Here is a 16,019-nt window from a genome sequence, read left to right as displayed (position 1 = left end):
ATGGCGATGGAAACACAAGACATTATTAAACGCTCCGCGACCAACCCGATAACGCCCGCGCCCCGCGCGCGGGATTACAAGGCAGAAGTCGCCAAGCTGATCGATGTCTCCTCCTGTGTGGGCTGTAAGGCCTGCCAGGTAGCCTGTTCAGAGTGGAATGATATCCGCGACGAGGTGGGGCACTGCGTAGGCGTTTACGATAATCCGGCTGACCTGAGCGCTAAATCCTGGACGGTGATGCGCTTTAGCGAAACCGATCAGAACGGCAAACTGGAGTGGCTGATCCGAAAAGATGGCTGTATGCACTGTGAAGATCCGGGCTGCCTGAAAGCGTGCCCGTCCGCTGGCGCAATCATTCAGTACGCCAATGGGATTGTCGACTTCCAGCAGGATAATTGCATCGGCTGCGGTTACTGCATTGCAGGCTGTCCGTTTAATATTCCGCGTCTCAATAAAGAGGATAACCGGGTCTATAAATGCACGCTGTGCGTCGATCGCGTCAGCGTCGGACAGGAGCCTGCCTGCGTGAAGACATGTCCTACCGGGGCGATCCACTTCGGCACCAAAAAAGAGATGCTGGAGGTGGCGCAGCAGCGGGTGGATAAGCTCAAAGCACGCGGCTATGACAAGGCAGGGATTTATAACCCGCAGGGCGTGGGCGGTACGCACGTCATGTATGTTCTGCACCACAATGACCAGCCGGAGCTGTATCACAATCTGCCGAAAGATCCGGCGATCGATACCTCAATCAACCTGTGGAAAGGGGCGCTTAAGCCGCTCTCAGCGGCGGGCTTTATCGCCACCTTTGCCGGGCTGATTTATCACTACATCGGTATCGGGCCGAATAAAGAGGTGGATGACGACGAGGAGGAGCATCATGAGTAAGTCGAAAATGATAGTGCGCACAAAATTTGTCGATCGCGCCTGTCACTGGACGGTGGTCATCTGTTTCTTCCTGGTGGCGGTATCCGGCATTTCGTTCTTCTTCCCGACGCTACAGTGGCTCACGGAAACATTCGGTACACCGCAGATGGGGCGCATTCTGCATCCGTTCTTCGGCGTGCTGATTTTCGTGGTGCTGATGTTTATGTTCGTGCGTTTTGTTCATCACAACATCCCTGACAGGCAGGATATTCCGTGGCTAAAAGGGATTGTTGAGGTTCTGAAAGGCAACGAGCATAAAGTCGCGAAGGTGGGTAAATACAACGCCGGGCAGAAGATGATGTTCTGGACCATCATGAGCATGATTTTCGTGCTGCTGGTGACCGGAGTGATTATCTGGCGTCCGTATTTTGCCCAATATTTCCCGATCCAGGTGGTGCGCTACGCGCTGCTGATCCACGCGACCTCGGCCATTATTCTGATCCACGCCATCCTGATCCATATGTATATGGCCTTCTGGGTGAAAGGATCGATTAAAGGCATGATTGAAGGGAAGGTGAGCCGCCGCTGGGCGCAAAAACACCATCCGCGCTGGTATCGGGACGTTGAGCGTCTTGAAGCGCAAAAAGAGAGTTCGGAAGGATTGAAGTAAACCTTGCGCCGTCGGCATTGTCCGGCGGCGCTGCGCTTGCGCGGGCAGGAATAACTGCCTGGCAGGCTGGGGTCATGTGTTAGTCAGTAAGCGATCAATTGTTGCTATAACATCCTGACGAGCGTTACGTAAATGACAAACAAAGTGTTTTGGATGAATTTTCTGATTATTGATATTAGTTATCATTGGCGAATAAATCAGAAAGGTTTCAAATTCGATATTAACGCCTGTAGCCAGCTGGCTCTGCCATAGCGGTAGCCTGTTATTTCTCGCGAGGGTTACAATGACGCGAGTGGGGTGATCGTCATAATAATCATCCTGGATAAGCATATACTAAGGAAGCTGGTCCCGCGTTGCCGCAGATGTATTACGATAAACATTAAATTGTCTCAACATTGAAGCACCCTGAAAAACTCATCATCAGTGATAGTTCCATGTTTCTCCACAAACTCATTCATTGCTCGTATAAATGCACGATCCGCTTCTGATAGCGGATGTGATGGTGTCGAGCCTGGCATAGCATGGGTTGTAGGCTTTATTGCTGCTTCAGGTCTGGTAGGGGGGGATTCTGCCGTGCGTTTCATCGGTTTCTCCTTTGTTGGTGCGGTCATTATCAACCGCAGCCAACAAAAAACAATACTGTTTCTCCTGGCAGTCTACATTATGCGAGCCGTCTTCCAGTAATATCAAAACCGCTCTGCAATATAGCGGAAGGGATATTTTGTAGGCTTCACTTTGCCGATCTTACGTTTCGGTAAATCCACTTTGTCTACGTGAATTTCTTTATAGGGGATCTGGGAAAGCAGATGCGAAATAATATTCAGCCGCACCCGTTTTTTATCTTCTGAGCGCGCCACAAACCACGGCGCCCAGGCGGTGTCGGTCGCTTTAAACATCGCGTCGCGGGCGAGGGTATATTCATCCCAAAGATTGAAAGATTTAATGTCCATTGGAGACAGCTTCCAGATCTTGCGACCATCATTAATGCGATCGCGCAGGCGGCGCTCCTGCTCTTTTGGCGTTACTTCAAGCCAGTATTTCAACAGGATGATCCCGGCATCGACCATCGCTTTTTCCATCACCGGCGTTCCATCAAGAAATTTTTCGGCCTGCTCCTCGGTACAGAAACCCATGACCCTTTCCACGCCCGCGCGGTTGTACCAGCTGCGGTCGAAAATAACGATTTCCCCGGCAGAGGGCAGATGGGGAACGTAACGCTGAAAATAGAGCTGACTTTTCTCTTTATCGGTGGGGGCCGGCAGCGCAACAACGCGAAATACCCGGGGGCTGACGCGTTCAGTGATGGCCTTGATAGTGCCTCCCTTACCGGCGCCGTCTCGCCCTTCAAAAACAATACAGACTTTTAGCCCTTTGGCGACCACCCACTGCTGGAGCTTAACCAGTTCAACATGGAGGCGGCGAAGCTCTTGTTCGTACGCTTTGGTTTTGAGTGGCGCATTTTTAGCGACATCAACAACAACTCGGGTTTTCTTCTTATTGACCATGGTGGGTCTCCCTGTGTGTACGGTCGCGGGATCGAGGCCGTACTAAGAGTGTAATCGACCTGAATGAATGGATTAATGTGTCAGAAAGCTGATTTGAACTGGTTCACCATACAAGTTTAATCAATAATGCACGCTGCATAATTTTCAACATTGGTCGCGGTATGAAAAAGACAATTTTTTCGTTAGCACTGGGTACCTTTGGCCTGGGGATGGCTGAGTTTGGCATCATGGGCGTACTGACAGATCTGGCTCACGATACGGGAATTTCGATTCCCTCCGCCGGAAATATGATTTCGTTTTACGCTTTTGGTGTGGTGATCGGCGCGCCGATTGTGGCGCTGTTCTCCAGCAAATTCTCGCTGAAAACAACCCTGCTGTTTTTGATGGCGATGTGCGTCGTCGGCAATGCGCTCTTCACTTTCTCTCACACCTACGTAGGACTGGCGGCCGGGCGCTTAATCTCTGGTTTCCCGCATGGTGCGATTTTCGGTGTGGGGGCGATAATCCTGTCAAAAATCGCACCACCCGGTAAAGTGACGGTCGCTGTGGCCGGAATGATCGCCGGGATGACCGTTGCCAACCTGCTTGGCGTGCCGCTCGGAACGTGGCTCGGACACGAATTAAACTGGCGTTATACCTTCTTCTTAATAGCGGTCTTCGATGCGCTGGTGATCCTGTCTGTTCTGCTGTGGGTGCCAGACATTCGCGACACTCCATCCACGCGGTTGGCAGAACAATTCCATTTCCTGAAGAAACCGGAACCGTGGCTAATTTTTGCCGCTACGATGTTTGGCAATGCCGGGGTGTTTGCCTGGTTTAGCTTCGTGAAGCCGTTTATGGTCAACGTGTCAGGATTCTCCGAGGGGGTTATGACCGCGATCATGATGCTGATGGGGCTGGGCATGGTGCTCGGTAATGTGTTCAGCGGCAAGCTGTCGTCGCGCTTTAGCCCGCTGCGTATTGCTGCTACCACCGACCTGGTGATTGTGGCTACGCTGCTGGCGTTGTTTGCCTTTGGCGAGCTTAAAACTGCTTCACTGGTAATGGGATTCGTCTGCTGCGCCGGGCTGTTTGCGCTCTCTGCGCCGCTGCAAATTCTGCTGCTGCAAAATGCGAAAGGCGGCGAGATGCTGGGAGCCGCAGGCGGACAAATGGCGTTTAACCTCGGCAGCGCCATTGGCGCGTATTTCGGTGGAATGATGATTACGCTCGGCTTTAGCTGGAGCTATGTCACGCTGCCGGCAGCGATCTTATCCTTCTCAGCGATGACCTCTCTGCTGGTGTATGGTTACTTATATGCCAAAAAGCGTCAGGCCCACGCAGGTGCGCTGGCCTGATTCCACACTTTGCCGGCTGGTCGCCGGCGCAGGAGTGAACTAAACGAATTTCGCCAGCGGGTCAGCGGCGGCAAAAGCAACCGCTTTGTCTGCTGCTGGCGGGTAAATCAGTTCGTTGGTAATGGCGACTTTGATCTTCTTGCCTTCTTCGCGTACGGATTTCACGCGCTGTTCCCAGCCCTCGGTGTATACCGCGCCCCAGCCCCCCAAATCCAGACAGGTGACGTAGTTCACCTGACGGTAAGGATACGGCTTCAGGTTTAGCAGGCTGGCCGCCGCGTTGTGTCCGGCGAATTTCCCCAGCTGGATCGCGTGCTGGCAGGTCATCAGCGCCGTGTTGCCCGCATCGTCCGTTTTGGCATGCGCCATATCACCCGTCGCGTAAACCTCAGGATGCGCAGGAACCTGCAACGTGTTGGTGACGATCAGCCGTCCCTGAGTATCGCGTTCCCCGTCAATTTGCAGACTGAGGGGGTTAGCTTCTACCCCTGCCGTCCACACTACAGTGGCGCTGGCAATGCGCTCTCCGTTTTTTAGCGTTACGCCGCTGGCATCGATGGCTTCAATTTCACTGTTTAAACGCCATTCAACGCCCAGCGCGTTGCTTGCTTCTTCAATTGTGTGACGCAGCGCCTCGCTGTAGCGCCCGCCAATGGCTGCACCCCTTTCAACTACGATTACTTTAGTCTTTGTATCGGCGCCGAAACGCGTGCGGAGTCGGTCAGGGAGTTCCGTTGCCAGCTCAATGCCGGTAAAGCCGCCGCCACACACGACCACGGTATTGCGCTCTGGGGTGGAGGGGCGTGAAACCAGCGAATCAAGATGTTGCTCAAACAACCTGGCAGAGTCGAGTTGGTCGATATCAAAGGCGTATTCAGCCAGACCGGCAACAGGAGGGCGTTTAGTCTGGCTACCGGTTGCGAGGATCAGACGTTCATAGCTTACCCGTGCTGCGGTGCCGTTTGAATCGCGATAGAAAACCGTTTTAGATGTGGTTTCAATACGCTGTGCTTCGCCCATGATAAAGGTAATGCCCAGCTCAGCAAACAGTTCGGTCAGCGGCGCGACCATCGTCGACACGTTCTCTTCATAAAAGCGTGGGCGAACGCGCAGTTCCGCAACAGGGGCCAGCACGGCAATGCTGAGGCTATTGTTGCCCTCCAGAGCTGAAAGGCGCGCGGCGCTGACCGCAGCCCACATACCGGAAAACCCACTACCCACAATTAAAATCTGCTTTTTCATACTCGATCCTTTAGTGCGTCAGGCTGTATGTCTGACATAACTGCCACTATACTTGTCGGAGTTAACTGCGACAACTTCTTTCTGAGTTAAAAATCGTTATAATGCAGCGAACAATGACCCGGAGTGAGCCATGGCGTTTTACAGTTCTGGTGTGGAATATGGCATTCATAGCCTGATGTGTATGGTGGATGCAAAAGGCAATGAGCGTGAGATGAGCGTCCGGGAGATGGCGGCCTTGCAGGGCGTGCCGTACGACTATCTTGGAAAAATCTTCACCCGTTTATCACGCGCGGGGCTGGTCATCAGCACCGAAGGCAAAGGGGGCGGGTTCCGGCTGGCGCGTCCGGCGGAGCTGATCACCGTGCTGGACGTGGCGCACGCCATTGACGGCGAGAAGAATATGTTTGAGTGTCGGGAAGTGCGTCAGCGCCTGGCGGTGTTTGATGAAACACCACCTGCCTGGGTCTGTGACGGCCCTTGTGGGGTGCGCTCGGTCATGGACAGCGCGCAGCAGCGGATGGAAGAGGAGTTAGGGCGCCATACCATCCTGGATCTTGCGCGGAAGATGTATCGAAAAGCGCCGGACACGTTCCAGATCGAGGTTCAGGAATGGATTTCCGATCGCCGTTCGTCCACGTGAAAAGCCGGGCAGGGCAGAGCCGCTACCCGGCCACTGCGATTAAGAACGTAAATCAATCACCATACGGCCACGGATCTGGCCCTGTTCCATCTCTTTGAAGATGGCGTTGATATCTTCCAGTGGGCGCATCGTAACTTTCGGTTTCACCTTACCTTCAGCCGCAAACTGGAAGGCTTCGAGCAGATCCTGGCGGGTACCCACCAGGGAACCCACTACCTGAATCCCATCCAGGACCAGACGTGGAATATCCAGGCTCATCGCTTCCGGCGGCAGGCCAACAGCCACCACGCGGCCTCCGGCGCGAACTGCGTCAACGGCAGAGTTGAAGGCCGCTTTCGCCACCGCCGTCACCACCGCCGCATGTGCTCCGCCGGTTTTCTCCTGAATCACTTTTGCCGCATCTTCACTGCGGGAGTTCACCGTTAAGTCTGCGCCCATGCTGGCAGCGAGCTTAAGCTGCTCATCGTTCACGTCAATGGCGATTACTTTCGCATTGAAGACATTTTTTGCGTATTGCAGCGCGAGGTTGCCCAGACCGCCCAGACCGTAGATCGCAATCCACTGGCCGGGTTTGATGTCAGAAACTTTTACCGCTTTATAGGTGGTGACACCGGCGCAGGTGATGCTGCTGGCCGCCGCAGAGTCCAGCCCGTCCGGGACTTTAACCGCGTAATCTGCGGTCACGATGCACTCTTCCGCCATGCCGCCGTCAACGGAGTAACCGGCGTTTTTCACGTCACGGCACAGGGTTTCGTTGCCGGTATTACAATATTCACAGTGGCCGCAGCCTTCGAAGAACCACGCCACGCTTGCACGATCGCCCACTTTTAGCGACGTGACGCCCGGACCAATTTCTTTGACGATCCCAATCCCTTCGTGGCCGAGGATCACCCCCGTCTTGTCGCCAAAATCGCCATTCTTAACATGGAGGTCGGTATGGCAAACGCCACAGCACTCCATCTTCAGCAGCGCTTCACCATGTTTGAGCGCGCGCAAGGTTTTTTCTGTGACATTAACCTGATGATCCTGAGTGACAACAGCAGCCTTCATGTGTTTCTCCTTTCATGATGAGTATCTGCATAGCAGGTCTGATTACCCATTAAGGATTAATACTTTGGCGCTGTAATGCAAGGCAACCGCAACATAATGTCATTATTTGATGCATTTTCGGATTAAGAAAAGGCTGTACCCCTAATTAATTGGGGTGAAAAACACTGGCCCGGCGACATCACCGCCGGGCTCAGATTTACAGTTGCGCTTCTATCACCTCAATCTCTTTTCGCCATTGCGCCTGTAACTGCGGTTTTTGATGTTTTGGCTTGCGCGCCAAATCTTCTTCCAGCAGCGTTTCCAGGGCAATCAGGCGTTCGAGCAGATCGTCAGACGCTGAAGAGGGTGCCTTCGATGCGGCCTTCGACGCCGCAGGTACAACCGGACCGGTGTCCTCACGCAGGCGCTCAAACACCGCCTCCGCATCGTGCCATTCGCTTAGCCTGCCGTCCTCAATCAGCCAGAAGCGGTTACAGCTCTGGCTAATTAACTGACGATCGTGGCTCACCAGCAGCACTCCGCCTTCAAACTGTTGCAGCGTTTCTGCCAGCGCCTCTTTGCCTTCCATGTCCAGGTGGTTGGTCGGCTCGTCCAGCATCAGCAGACTATAGCGTGCAAGCGTCAGGCCGACGAACAGCAGGCGCGAACGTTCCCCGCCGCTCAGCGTACTGACCTTTTGCCCGTGACGCGCCCACGGGAACCCTGCACTGATGAGCGCCATTTTACGGGTCTGCGGATCTGGCACGAAAGGCTCCAGCGCATCAAGCAGCGCCGCATCGTCCGGCAACTGGTGCAGCGTCTGGTCGTAGTAGCCGACCGAGACGCGCGGATGACGTTTAAGCCGATCGTCTGCGATTTCGTCGCGAAAATGTCGCCAGATAAGCTTCAGCAGCGACGATTTCCCGCAGCCGTTACGACCCACAATCGCCACGCGATCGCCGCTCTTCAGCCGCGCGCTGTCGAGGGTAAACAGGTCTGGCAGACCTGGCGCCGGGGGCACGCCGAGGTCGGTCATTTCCAGCAGGCGATCGGCCCGAAGCGCGTCCCCGCGCAGGGTTAAGGTCCACGGGCTTCCCGCCGTCAGTTCCGTCTGGTTCTCTTTCAGGCGTTCGACCTGTTTTTCCATCTGCTTAGCCTTGCGGGCGAGATCTTCATTGTCATAGACCTTGCCCCAGGTCGCGAGGCGCCTGGCGCTGGCCGTAACGCGGTCGATCTCTTTTTGCTCTGCCTTATGGCGCTGCGCATCACTTTCGTCTTTCGCATCCAGCGCCTGACGGGCGGCAGTGCAGGGAAGGGCAAAGGTGTGCAGCGTTTTATCACGCAGGATCCAGCTGCCGTTGGTTACCGCGTCCAGCAGCTGCCTGTCGTGTGAGACCAGCACAAAGCTGCCGGACCAGTTTTGTAAAAATTGCTCCAGCCACAGCAGGGTCGGCAAATCGAGGTGGTTGCTCGGTTCGTCCAGCAGCAGCAGATCCGGATCGTTTATCAACGCCCGCGCCAGCAGCAAACGCGTATGCTGACCGCCACTCAGCGTAGCGGATTGCAACAAGGTTTCCTGCACCGTGAAGCCCATTCCGGCCAGCAGCGACTCGGCTTTCCAACGTAAGCTGTCGCGCTCACCCATCGGCAGCTGCGCCAGCACCGCATCCAGCATGGTCAGAGGATAAAGCGTCTCCGGCAGATGTTGTTCCACGCGCGCCAGCAGGCAATGTCCCGCCAGCGAAACGGTTCCGGCAGCAGGGGGCTGCGTCCCGTCGAGGATTTTCAGCAGCGAACTTTTTCCGCAGCCGTTATCACCCAGCAGACCAATGCGATCGCCTTTTATTAACGTAAAGGAGAGAGAGTCGAAGAGCGTACCGAACGCCGTATCAACGCGTAAAGAATGTGCAGTAAGTAGAGTGCTCATTGTTGCTTACCCAGGAGTTACAGGCATGTTTATGCCTCGTCAAACATCGCTGACGATAACTCAGTAAGCCCGAGAGAAGGGATTTCAGGGGTTGGTGTCTTCGCTCAAGCGGAAGTTATCGCAGCACGATACCGATAACGCTTGAGCTGGTGCGATCACCAAATGTATGTGAAACATTGAAAATTTCACAGTACAGCATAATTGGCCTCCTTATATATTCAGTAGGTTAATGGATGAAGGGAGTGTAGCGGGGGAAAATGGGTTTGGCTAGTGGGAACTGCCGTATATTCCCCTCACCCTAACCTCTCCCCAAAGGGGCGAGGGGATTGTCCGGTGCGGCTTTCACCCTCTCCCTTTTGGGGAGAGGGCTGGGTGAGGGGCAATGCTTAAATCGATGTACGACGATAGCTACGGTATTCCGGCATCCAGAAGTTATCGTCAATCGCCTGCTGCAACGCGTCAGCAGAGGTTTTTACCGCGACGCCTTGCTGCTGCGCCATTTTTCCCACCGCGAAGGCAATTGCGCGGGATACTTTGTGAATGTCCTTCAGCTCCGGCAGTACCAGGCCTTCACCGTTATTCACCAGCGGAGAGTGGCCTGCCAGCGTTTCGCTCGCGGACATCAGCATTTCATCCGTGATACGTGACGCGCCTGAGGCGATAACCCCCAGACCTATACCCGGGAAGATATAGGAGTTATTGCACTGTGCAATGGGATAGAGCTTGTCCTTCCACACCACCGGATCGAACGGACTGCCGGTCGCGACCAAGGCCTTACCTTCGGTCCAGGCGATAATGTCCTGCGGCGTTGCCTCCACGCGTGAAGTCGGGTTAGACAGCGGCATCACGATAGGGCGTTCGCAGTGCTTGTGCATCTCGCGAATAATCTCTTCCGTGAAGAGGCCGGTCTGCCCGGATACGCCGATCAGAATGTCCGGCTTCACGTTGCGCACCACGTCAAGAAGCGAGAGCACTTCGTTATCCGTATCCCAGTTTTTCAGGTTTTCGCGCTTCTGCACCAGTTTGGTCTGGAACGGAAGCAGGTTTGGCATACCGTCGGTCAGCAGACCAAAACGGTCCACCATAAAGACGCGGGAGCGGGCCAGCTCTTCGCTTAAGCCTTCACGCTGGGTTTGGGCAATAATTTGCTCGGCGATGCCGCAGCCCGCGGAGCCTGCACCCAGGAAGACAATTTTCTGATAGCTGAGCTGGCTACCTGCCGCACGGCTCGCGGCAATCAGCGTGCCCACGGTTACTGCCGCAGTACCCTGAATGTCGTCGTTGAACGAGCAGATCTCATCGCGGTAGCGGTTCAGCAGCGGCATGGCGTTTTTCTGCGCGAAGTCTTCGAACTGCAACAGCACGTCCGGCCAGCGGTGCTTCACGGCCTGGATGAAATCATCAACAAACTGATAGTACTCGTCGTCGGTAATGCGCGGGTGACGCCAGCCCATGTACAGCGGATCGTTCAACAGCTGCTGGTTGTTGGTCCCCACGTCCAGTACCACCGGCAGGGTGTAAGCCGGGCTGATCCCGCCGCAGGCGGTATACAGCGAAAGCTTGCCGATAGGGATCCCCATCCCGCCAATGCCCTGATCGCCGAGGCCCAGAATACGTTCGCCATCGGTCACCACGATCACCTTGATGTTGTGGTTAGGCACGTTTTGCAGAATGTCGTCCATGTTGTGACGGTTCTGATAGGAGATGAACACACCGCGGGAACGACGGTAGATCTCTGAGAAGCGTTCACACGCCGCGCCCACGGTGGGGGTGTAAATAACGGGCATCATCTCTTCGAGATGGTTCTGCACCAGGCGGTAGAAGAGGGTTTCGTTGGTGTCCTGAATATTACGCAGGTAGATGTGCTTATCGATTTCGGTTTTAAAGCCCTGATACTGGATCCAGGCACGTTCCGCCTGTTCTTCAATGGTTTCAACCACTTCAGGCAGCAGGCCCAGCAGGTTAAAGCTGCTGCGCTCTTCCATGCTAAAGGCGCTGCCTTTGTTCAGAAGGGGAAACTCCAGTAAAACCGGACCGGCGTAAGGAATATAAAGGGAACGATGTTTTTTCAGTTTGTTGTCCATGTCACTCACTCTTTTTAAGAAGATCCGTCCCTGACACTGCTGTTTGTCATCTTTCTGGCCTGTGCTACGGGGTGCGGTCGGGCGGTATTATAAAGGAGCTAAATATTAATTACCGCAACACATAAACAAAAACACCACCGGGGTAACCGATGGTGTTGTGGATTTCGTACTGGAACTTACTTGCCTGCCTGACGTTTCCTGCCGGTGGCGTGGGTCACTTGCGTTTCGCTCCCCTCTTCAATAACCACTTTGCGCTGGTTAGAGAGCTTGTAGTTCAGTCCCAGAATGTGGCGTGCCTGACGGTTCGATTTCATATTAACTCCTCAATCCCGTTGATAGTTTTAAGGACAAGTTTGCTCACGCAAACGAAATGTAACCCCTTAGGTTGCAGATCCAGCTTAGCAGGTTTTTACAAAGGTGCATTTTGCCCGCTGACCACATAGTTGATGGTTTGCTGGTAGATGTCACTGAGGATGTCATTGTCTGTGGCTTCCACCCACCTGGTCAGTTCCATCAAAATGTCATCTTCGGTAACAACACCGTGCTCTGCCTGAAGACCCTGCGCAATCGCGTTAACGAGTTCGGGTTGTGCTGCTGTGGTATGTGCCGGGTAATAAGTAAACATGCTGCCTCCGTGTCGTTGTCTGTTTAATGTTACGGCGTGCAAATCGTAATTCATATTCAGATTGGCAAATATTTTTGCCGTTGTGGTTCAGATTCGTCCTGGAAATAAAAATATCAAGTTCTGAAGCACGGAAATAAAATTCAGGGTTTCCAGCGGCGTAAATTTGTCGTTTTTTCATAAGGCATGGGCGTCGGCCAGGAGATCAATTCCACAATACTGCCCCAGGGAGTTTGACCGTAACAGAAAGCATTACCTTCACCTTGCTCATCCGGAAACGTGAGCGGCTTTGGCTCGGTAAACATCTCTCCGCCGGCTGCGGTGAAAGCGGCTATCGCCTTGTCAAAATCATCAACATAAACAGCAAAATGCTGTAGGCCAAAGTCGCTGGCGCGGGCGGGCATACCCTGTTCAGGGCCATGCATTTCGAACAGTTCTATGCCGGGTCCATGGGGCATGACAAGCATGCGAATGGCGTGAATTTTTGTGCCGGGAAATAATTTTAAGGTGTGCTGCTGGGCGGGCTGATCAATATTATCGGTTTGCGCATCGACAGAATGATATAAAACCCGGGCGTCGAAAGCGCGTTCAAAAAATAGGGTGGCTTTTTCAATGTCGGGCACCGTAATACCGATATGGTCGATGCCCCTTACTGACGATGGCATAGTTAACTCCTGCTATAAAAAATTTAAATATAGCAGGAGATAATCAGGCTATTACCACTTCATTTCGCCGGTATTCACTTTGGCACTCAGCTCCAGCGAACTGGCTTCCGCCAGGCTCGGCCACTGTTTTTTCATCGTACTGATGACGCCGGTTGACGCTTTATGTGTCGTGAGGGCCTGTTCAAACTGCTGAAGATAGTGACGGGTAAAGTCGATAGCGCCGGCACCCGCTGGCGGTGTCCCAAGGTAGTGGCCTGGAATAACCCGTTCGGGCTTAAGGGCTGCCATGCTATCCAGCGTCTGCTGCCACTGTTTGCGGCTTTCCGGCGTTTGGGTATCCGCCGTCCAGACGTGAATGCCCCACGAGACGCCCGTGCCGCCGAGGATGGTTTTTGCGGATGGGATCCAGACATACGCCGCATAGCTCTCAGGCTCTTCAATATTCACTCTTTCACCGTCAATCATAAAGGTGGTTGAGGCAAGCACTTGCGGCACGTAGAGCTGCGTCGGCGCGCCGTCTTTCATCTGTGGCCCCCAGAAGGCGAGCTTCGCGTCTTTTGTGGCCCTGATATGGTCCACCACCTGTTGCGTGGCGACAACTTTGGCGTCAGGGAAGGCTTTCACCAGCGGTTGCAGGCCGAAATAGAAATCCGGATCGCCGGAAGTGATCACGATTTTGCTCAGCGTTCTACCGCTGTGGCGAATTTTATTTACCAGCGCTTCGCCATCTTTCACGCTGAACTGGGCGTCAAACAGTACCGCGTCTTTCGGGCCAGATACCAGCGTGGAGGAAACGGCAAAAATGCCTTTTTCCTGCGGGTTGTACGTATCAACGGTCAACGGCGCGGCAAAGACGGCCGGAGTGAAAAGGGTTGTCAGCAAAGCAAGGCGGGCGATGGTCATGATCATGTCTCTGTTATTCAGGAAAGTCTCTATTGTACGGATCTCTGCATTTGCCAGAATTCCTGAAACAGGAGATGCTTAGTTTCATAAATCGAGCAAATGGAGGTCAAAATGGATCGCGTGATTGCCGCCCAGGTGTACAACCGCATCTGCGAGCTGGGGAGTTTAAGCGCGGCGGCGCGGGCGCTGGGGATCTCCCGTCCGATGGTGAGCCGCTATCTGGAGCAGATGGAGAAGTGGGCCGGGGCGCGTCTGGTAAATCGCTCCACCCGCAAGCTGACGCTGACGGCGGCGGGGGAGAAGGTCCTGCAAAAGACCCGCACGCTCTCGCAAATTTCTCAGGAAATTGAAGATCAGTCAGTGAAGGACTTACCCTCAGGCACGCTTCGCATCGCCTGCGCGCACTTTACCGCGATGCAGATTATCGCTCCGGTGCTGCCCGATCTTTTGCAGCGTTACCCTCAGCTGCGCATTGAGCTGGATGTTAACAACCATCCGGTAAGCCTGGTGGGCGAGCGAATTGACGTGGCGATCCGCATCACCGATAACCCCGAACCGGGCATGATCGCCCGTCGACTGGGAGAGTGTCGGTCCGTACTTTGCGCCTCGCCGCACTACCTTGCCAGCAGGGGCGTTCCAGAGCAGCTGGAGGATTTAGCCCGGCACAACTGTCTGCATTACAGCTTTTTTGCCGGTCAGTCGTGGCGTTTTTTGACGCCCGAAGGGGAGCCGATCGCGACGGCGGTCAGCGGCAATCTCAGCGCCAGCATATCGTCACTGCTGATGGAGGCGGCGATAAATCACTGTGGTATTGCCATGCTGCCCGAGCGCGAGGCCGAGGCGGCGCTAAGCCAGGGAAGTCTGGTGCCGGTGCTCAGCGCCTTTACGCCAAAACCGATCGGTATTTTTGGTATTTATCAGTCACGAGACTATCAGCCTGCGGCGCAGCGTGTGTTCCTCGACGCGCTGGCAAATCACCTTGCCACGCGCTCGGACTAGTCTGTCTTCCCTGCAAAATGGATTATGCGTCCTATACTTATCCCTTTGTAAGCCAAAAGGAGAGCAAGAATGACGATTCATAAGCACGGTTCAGCACACTGGTCTGGCGACATCAAACGCGGTAAAGGGACGGTTTCAACAGAGAGTGGCGTCCTTAACCAGCAACCTTACGGCTTTAACACTCGCTTCGAGGGCGAAAAAGGGACCAACCCGGAAGAGCTGATTGGCGCAGCGCACGCGGCCTGTTTCTCTATGGCCCTGTCGCTAATGCTGGGCGAAGCGGGTTATACCGCCGATTCCATCGATACCACGGCGGATGTCTCGCTCGATAAAACCGACAGCGGTTTTGCCATCAGCAAAGTCGCACTGCAAAGCAAGGTGACGGTACCCGGTATCGATCCGCAGCAGTTCGACGGCATTATCCAGAAAGCGAAGGCGGGTTGTCCGGTGTCGCAGCTGTTGAAAGCCGAAATCACGCTGGATTACAAACTCAACTGATATCAGGCCGGGCAAATGCCCGGCTAACCTTTCACCGCAGCAGGGAAAACCTCGGCAAGCCACGCAATAAACACTCTCAGGCGATGCGTTAAGTGCCGACTCTGGGGATAGACCACGTGAAAAGGATACGCCTCAGGACGCCAGTCGCTCAGGATCTCTACCAGCGCACCCGTTTCCAGATGCGCTCTCGCAGCATAGCCAAACGTCTGAATAATCCCTAAACCCGCCAGCGCCGCGGCCAGATGTGCGTTGCTTTCATTGACGCCAAGATGGTGCGAAATGCCGATCTCCAGCGGCTCACCCCGGTCGAGAAAGCGAAACGGGAATGCGCGTCCGGTAACGGGGGAGAGGTAGCTAATCAGCTTATGGCCGTTACGCAGTTCCTGCGGATAGGCGGGAATGCCGTGAGTCTTGAGATAGCCAGGCGTCGCGCAGGCTATCATCCTGGCGTCGCCGATATGCCGGGCAATCAGGGAAGAGTCGTCCAGCGGGCCGCCGCGGATCACGCAGTCCACGTTTCCACTGATTAAATCTACCGGACGATCGGCTACCCCAAGGTCGAGACGCAGGTCCGGGTAGCGCTGAAAAAAATCCGGCAGCAGGGGGATCAGCACGTCCCGGGCGGTTGAGCCCCCCACGTCAATACGCAAATGGCCTTTGGGCGTGCAGCACGAGGCGCGAAAGGCGGTATCAATGTCCTCTATATCAATTAATACCCGTAGCGCTTTCTCGTAGTATTCCATGCCTTCTGCCGTCGTGACCACCCGGCGCGTAGTGCGATGCAGCAGCCGTGTTTCAAGGTGCGATTCAAGTGATTTTACCAGCTTGCTAAGCGTGGCTATCGGCATGTTGAGGGAGTCTGCCGCTCGGGTAAAGCTTCCGGATTCAACCACCCGCGTAAAGGCGCGCATTGCCATTAGCTGATCCACGTAAATCTCCTGTGATTATTTCCTGCTGTGAAAAGTCATTTTCATTTTTTCCCATTTATCGCTAATCCCGCAAGGACTAAAGTCAGTCTGACGCGAGCAAACGCT

18 protein-coding genes are annotated in these 16,019 nt (G+C 54.5%); 6 read left to right on the top strand and 12 right to left on the bottom strand.

Annotated elements, in window-relative coordinates; genetic code table 11:
- Both fdxH and fdnI read left to right on the top strand, forming a co-directional pair.
- Positions 1-885: a formate dehydrogenase subunit beta gene (fdxH, locus tag G6Q29_RS01030; protein ID WP_003857048.1), complete on the top strand. Its 885-nt coding sequence runs from the start codon at positions 1-3 to the stop codon at positions 883-885.
- The gene (fdnI, locus tag G6Q29_RS01025) at positions 878-1,534 is read left to right on the top strand and encodes a formate dehydrogenase-N subunit gamma (protein ID WP_148387176.1); all 657 of its coding nucleotides are present in this window, start codon (positions 878-880) and stop codon (positions 1,532-1,534) included. The genes fdxH and fdnI overlap by 8 nt, the downstream gene beginning before the upstream one ends.
- A gap of 72 nt (positions 1,535-1,606) precedes the next feature.
- Here fdnI and G6Q29_RS01020 read toward each other — a convergent pair whose 3' ends face one another.
- From G6Q29_RS01020 to ppk2, 3 genes are all read right to left on the bottom strand, one after another.
- On the bottom strand, positions 1,607-1,864 hold the full coding sequence (locus tag G6Q29_RS01020) for a CcdB family protein (protein ID WP_165464189.1): 258 nt from the start codon (positions 1,862-1,864) through the stop codon (positions 1,607-1,609).
- A gap of 59 nt (positions 1,865-1,923) precedes the next feature.
- A complete protein-coding gene (locus tag G6Q29_RS01015) occupies positions 1,924-2,118 on the bottom strand; it encodes a hypothetical protein (protein WP_242637175.1) in 195 nt (64 codons plus the stop codon).
- A 102-nt stretch (positions 2,119-2,220) separates the two neighbouring features.
- Entirely contained in the window at positions 2,221-3,039 is an 819-nt protein-coding gene (ppk2, locus tag G6Q29_RS01010; RefSeq protein WP_165464187.1) for a polyphosphate kinase 2, read from the bottom strand.
- Positions 3,040-3,200: 161 nt separating this feature from the next.
- On the opposite strand from ppk2, the gene araJ reads away from it, so the two are divergent.
- Complete coding sequence (araJ, locus tag G6Q29_RS01005; RefSeq protein ID WP_165464186.1) at positions 3,201-4,376, top strand: MFS transporter AraJ; 1,176 nt, start codon at positions 3,201-3,203, stop codon at positions 4,374-4,376.
- 39 nt (positions 4,377-4,415) lie between these two features.
- Here araJ and G6Q29_RS01000 read toward each other — a convergent pair whose 3' ends face one another.
- Positions 4,416-5,618, bottom strand: a complete 1,203-nt coding sequence (locus G6Q29_RS01000) for an NAD(P)/FAD-dependent oxidoreductase (RefSeq protein ID WP_165464185.1) — start codon at positions 5,616-5,618, stop codon at positions 4,416-4,418.
- A gap of 130 nt (positions 5,619-5,748) precedes the next feature.
- On the opposite strand from G6Q29_RS01000, the gene G6Q29_RS00995 reads away from it, so the two are divergent.
- Entirely contained in the window at positions 5,749-6,258 is a 510-nt protein-coding gene (locus G6Q29_RS00995) for an RrF2 family transcriptional regulator (RefSeq protein WP_063451263.1), read from the top strand.
- Positions 6,259-6,297: 39 nt separating this feature from the next.
- Here G6Q29_RS00995 and adhP read toward each other — a convergent pair whose 3' ends face one another.
- The 7 genes from adhP to G6Q29_RS00960 form a co-directional block, all read right to left on the bottom strand.
- Positions 6,298-7,308 (bottom strand): alcohol dehydrogenase AdhP, encoded by a 1,011-nt coding sequence (adhP, locus tag G6Q29_RS00990; protein ID WP_006810706.1) that lies wholly within the window; start codon positions 7,306-7,308, stop codon positions 6,298-6,300.
- A gap of 196 nt (positions 7,309-7,504) precedes the next feature.
- A complete protein-coding gene (locus G6Q29_RS00985) occupies positions 7,505-9,214 on the bottom strand; it encodes an ABC-F family ATP-binding cassette domain-containing protein (RefSeq protein WP_165464184.1) in 1,710 nt (569 codons plus the stop codon).
- Between the two features lie 386 nt (positions 9,215-9,600).
- On the bottom strand, positions 9,601-11,298 hold the full coding sequence (locus G6Q29_RS00980) for an NAD-dependent malic enzyme (protein WP_022648194.1): 1,698 nt from the start codon (positions 11,296-11,298) through the stop codon (positions 9,601-9,603).
- A 176-nt stretch (positions 11,299-11,474) separates the two neighbouring features.
- On the bottom strand, positions 11,475-11,612 hold the full coding sequence (sra, locus tag G6Q29_RS00975) for a stationary-phase-induced ribosome-associated protein (RefSeq protein WP_000841561.1): 138 nt from the start codon (positions 11,610-11,612) through the stop codon (positions 11,475-11,477).
- A 95-nt stretch (positions 11,613-11,707) separates the two neighbouring features.
- Entirely contained in the window at positions 11,708-11,923 is a 216-nt protein-coding gene (gene bdm, locus G6Q29_RS00970; protein ID WP_015570485.1) for a biofilm-dependent modulation protein, read from the bottom strand.
- 140 nt (positions 11,924-12,063) lie between these two features.
- A complete protein-coding gene (locus G6Q29_RS00965; RefSeq protein WP_165464183.1) occupies positions 12,064-12,585 on the bottom strand; it encodes a VOC family protein in 522 nt (173 codons plus the stop codon).
- A 51-nt stretch (positions 12,586-12,636) separates the two neighbouring features.
- Positions 12,637-13,488 carry a Vmh family MBL fold metallo-hydrolase gene (locus G6Q29_RS00960; RefSeq protein WP_165464182.1) on the bottom strand — a complete coding sequence of 284 codons (852 nt, stop codon included), beginning with the start codon at positions 13,486-13,488 and terminating at the stop codon, positions 12,637-12,639.
- Between the two features lie 111 nt (positions 13,489-13,599).
- Between G6Q29_RS00960 and G6Q29_RS00955 the strand changes: the two genes are divergently transcribed.
- Both G6Q29_RS00955 and G6Q29_RS00950 read left to right on the top strand, forming a co-directional pair.
- Positions 13,600-14,487, top strand: coding sequence for a LysR family transcriptional regulator (locus G6Q29_RS00955; protein ID WP_242637174.1), 888 nt, complete (start codon positions 13,600-13,602; stop codon positions 14,485-14,487).
- 69 nt (positions 14,488-14,556) lie between these two features.
- Positions 14,557-14,985 carry an OsmC family protein gene (locus G6Q29_RS00950; RefSeq protein WP_003857069.1) on the top strand — a complete coding sequence of 143 codons (429 nt, stop codon included), beginning with the start codon at positions 14,557-14,559 and terminating at the stop codon, positions 14,983-14,985.
- A gap of 23 nt (positions 14,986-15,008) precedes the next feature.
- Here the strand turns inward: G6Q29_RS00950 and G6Q29_RS00945 are convergent, their stop codons facing one another.
- Positions 15,009-15,914, bottom strand: coding sequence for a LysR substrate-binding domain-containing protein (locus G6Q29_RS00945; RefSeq protein ID WP_165464180.1), 906 nt, complete (start codon positions 15,912-15,914; stop codon positions 15,009-15,011).
- Between the last annotated feature and the right edge of the window lie 105 nt (positions 15,915-16,019).

Origin of the sequence: Enterobacter cloacae (assembly GCF_011078175.1) — a bacterium.
In the GTDB taxonomy this organism is placed as follows: Bacteria; Pseudomonadota; Gammaproteobacteria; order Enterobacterales; family Enterobacteriaceae; genus Enterobacter; species Enterobacter cloacae_Q.
Note: the sequence above shows the minus strand (reverse complement) of the source record. Positions and strands in the feature narration are given on the sequence as shown.

Bases quoted from the DNA above. Each gene is read 5' to 3' on its own strand.
- G6Q29_RS00965 (WP_165464183.1), bottom strand. From the start codon at position 12,585: ATGCCATCGTCAGTAAGGGGCATCGACCATATCGGTATTACGGTGCCC.
- G6Q29_RS01015 (WP_242637175.1), bottom strand. From the start codon at position 2,118: ATGAAACGCACGGCAGAATCCCCCCCTACCAGACCTGAAGCAGCAATA.
- G6Q29_RS00980 (WP_022648194.1), bottom strand. From the start codon at position 11,298: ATGGACAACAAACTGAAAAAACATCGTTCCCTTTATATTCCTTACGCC.
- fdxH (WP_003857048.1), top strand. From the start codon at position 1: ATGGCGATGGAAACACAAGACATTATTAAACGCTCCGCGACCAACCCG.
- G6Q29_RS00985 (WP_165464184.1), bottom strand. From the start codon at position 9,214: ATGAGCACTCTACTTACTGCACATTCTTTACGCGTTGATACGGCGTTC.
- G6Q29_RS01020 (WP_165464189.1), bottom strand. From the start codon at position 1,864: ATGCTTATCCAGGATGATTATTATGACGATCACCCCACTCGCGTCATT.
- G6Q29_RS01000 (WP_165464185.1), bottom strand. From the start codon at position 5,618: ATGAAAAAGCAGATTTTAATTGTGGGTAGTGGGTTTTCCGGTATGTGG.
- adhP (WP_006810706.1), bottom strand. From the start codon at position 7,308: ATGAAGGCTGCTGTTGTCACTCAGGATCATCAGGTTAATGTCACAGAA.
- sra (WP_000841561.1), bottom strand. From the start codon at position 11,612: ATGAAATCGAACCGTCAGGCACGCCACATTCTGGGACTGAACTACAAG.
- ppk2 (WP_165464187.1), bottom strand. From the start codon at position 3,039: ATGGTCAATAAGAAGAAAACCCGAGTTGTTGTTGATGTCGCTAAAAAT.
- fdnI (WP_148387176.1), top strand. From the start codon at position 878: ATGAGTAAGTCGAAAATGATAGTGCGCACAAAATTTGTCGATCGCGCC.
- G6Q29_RS00960 (WP_165464182.1), bottom strand. From the start codon at position 13,488: ATGACCATCGCCCGCCTTGCTTTGCTGACAACCCTTTTCACTCCGGCC.
- G6Q29_RS00995 (WP_063451263.1), top strand. From the start codon at position 5,749: ATGGCGTTTTACAGTTCTGGTGTGGAATATGGCATTCATAGCCTGATG.
- G6Q29_RS00950 (WP_003857069.1), top strand. From the start codon at position 14,557: ATGACGATTCATAAGCACGGTTCAGCACACTGGTCTGGCGACATCAAA.
- araJ (WP_165464186.1), top strand. From the start codon at position 3,201: ATGAAAAAGACAATTTTTTCGTTAGCACTGGGTACCTTTGGCCTGGGG.
- G6Q29_RS00955 (WP_242637174.1), top strand. From the start codon at position 13,600: ATGGATCGCGTGATTGCCGCCCAGGTGTACAACCGCATCTGCGAGCTG.
- bdm (WP_015570485.1), bottom strand. From the start codon at position 11,923: ATGTTTACTTATTACCCGGCACATACCACAGCAGCACAACCCGAACTC.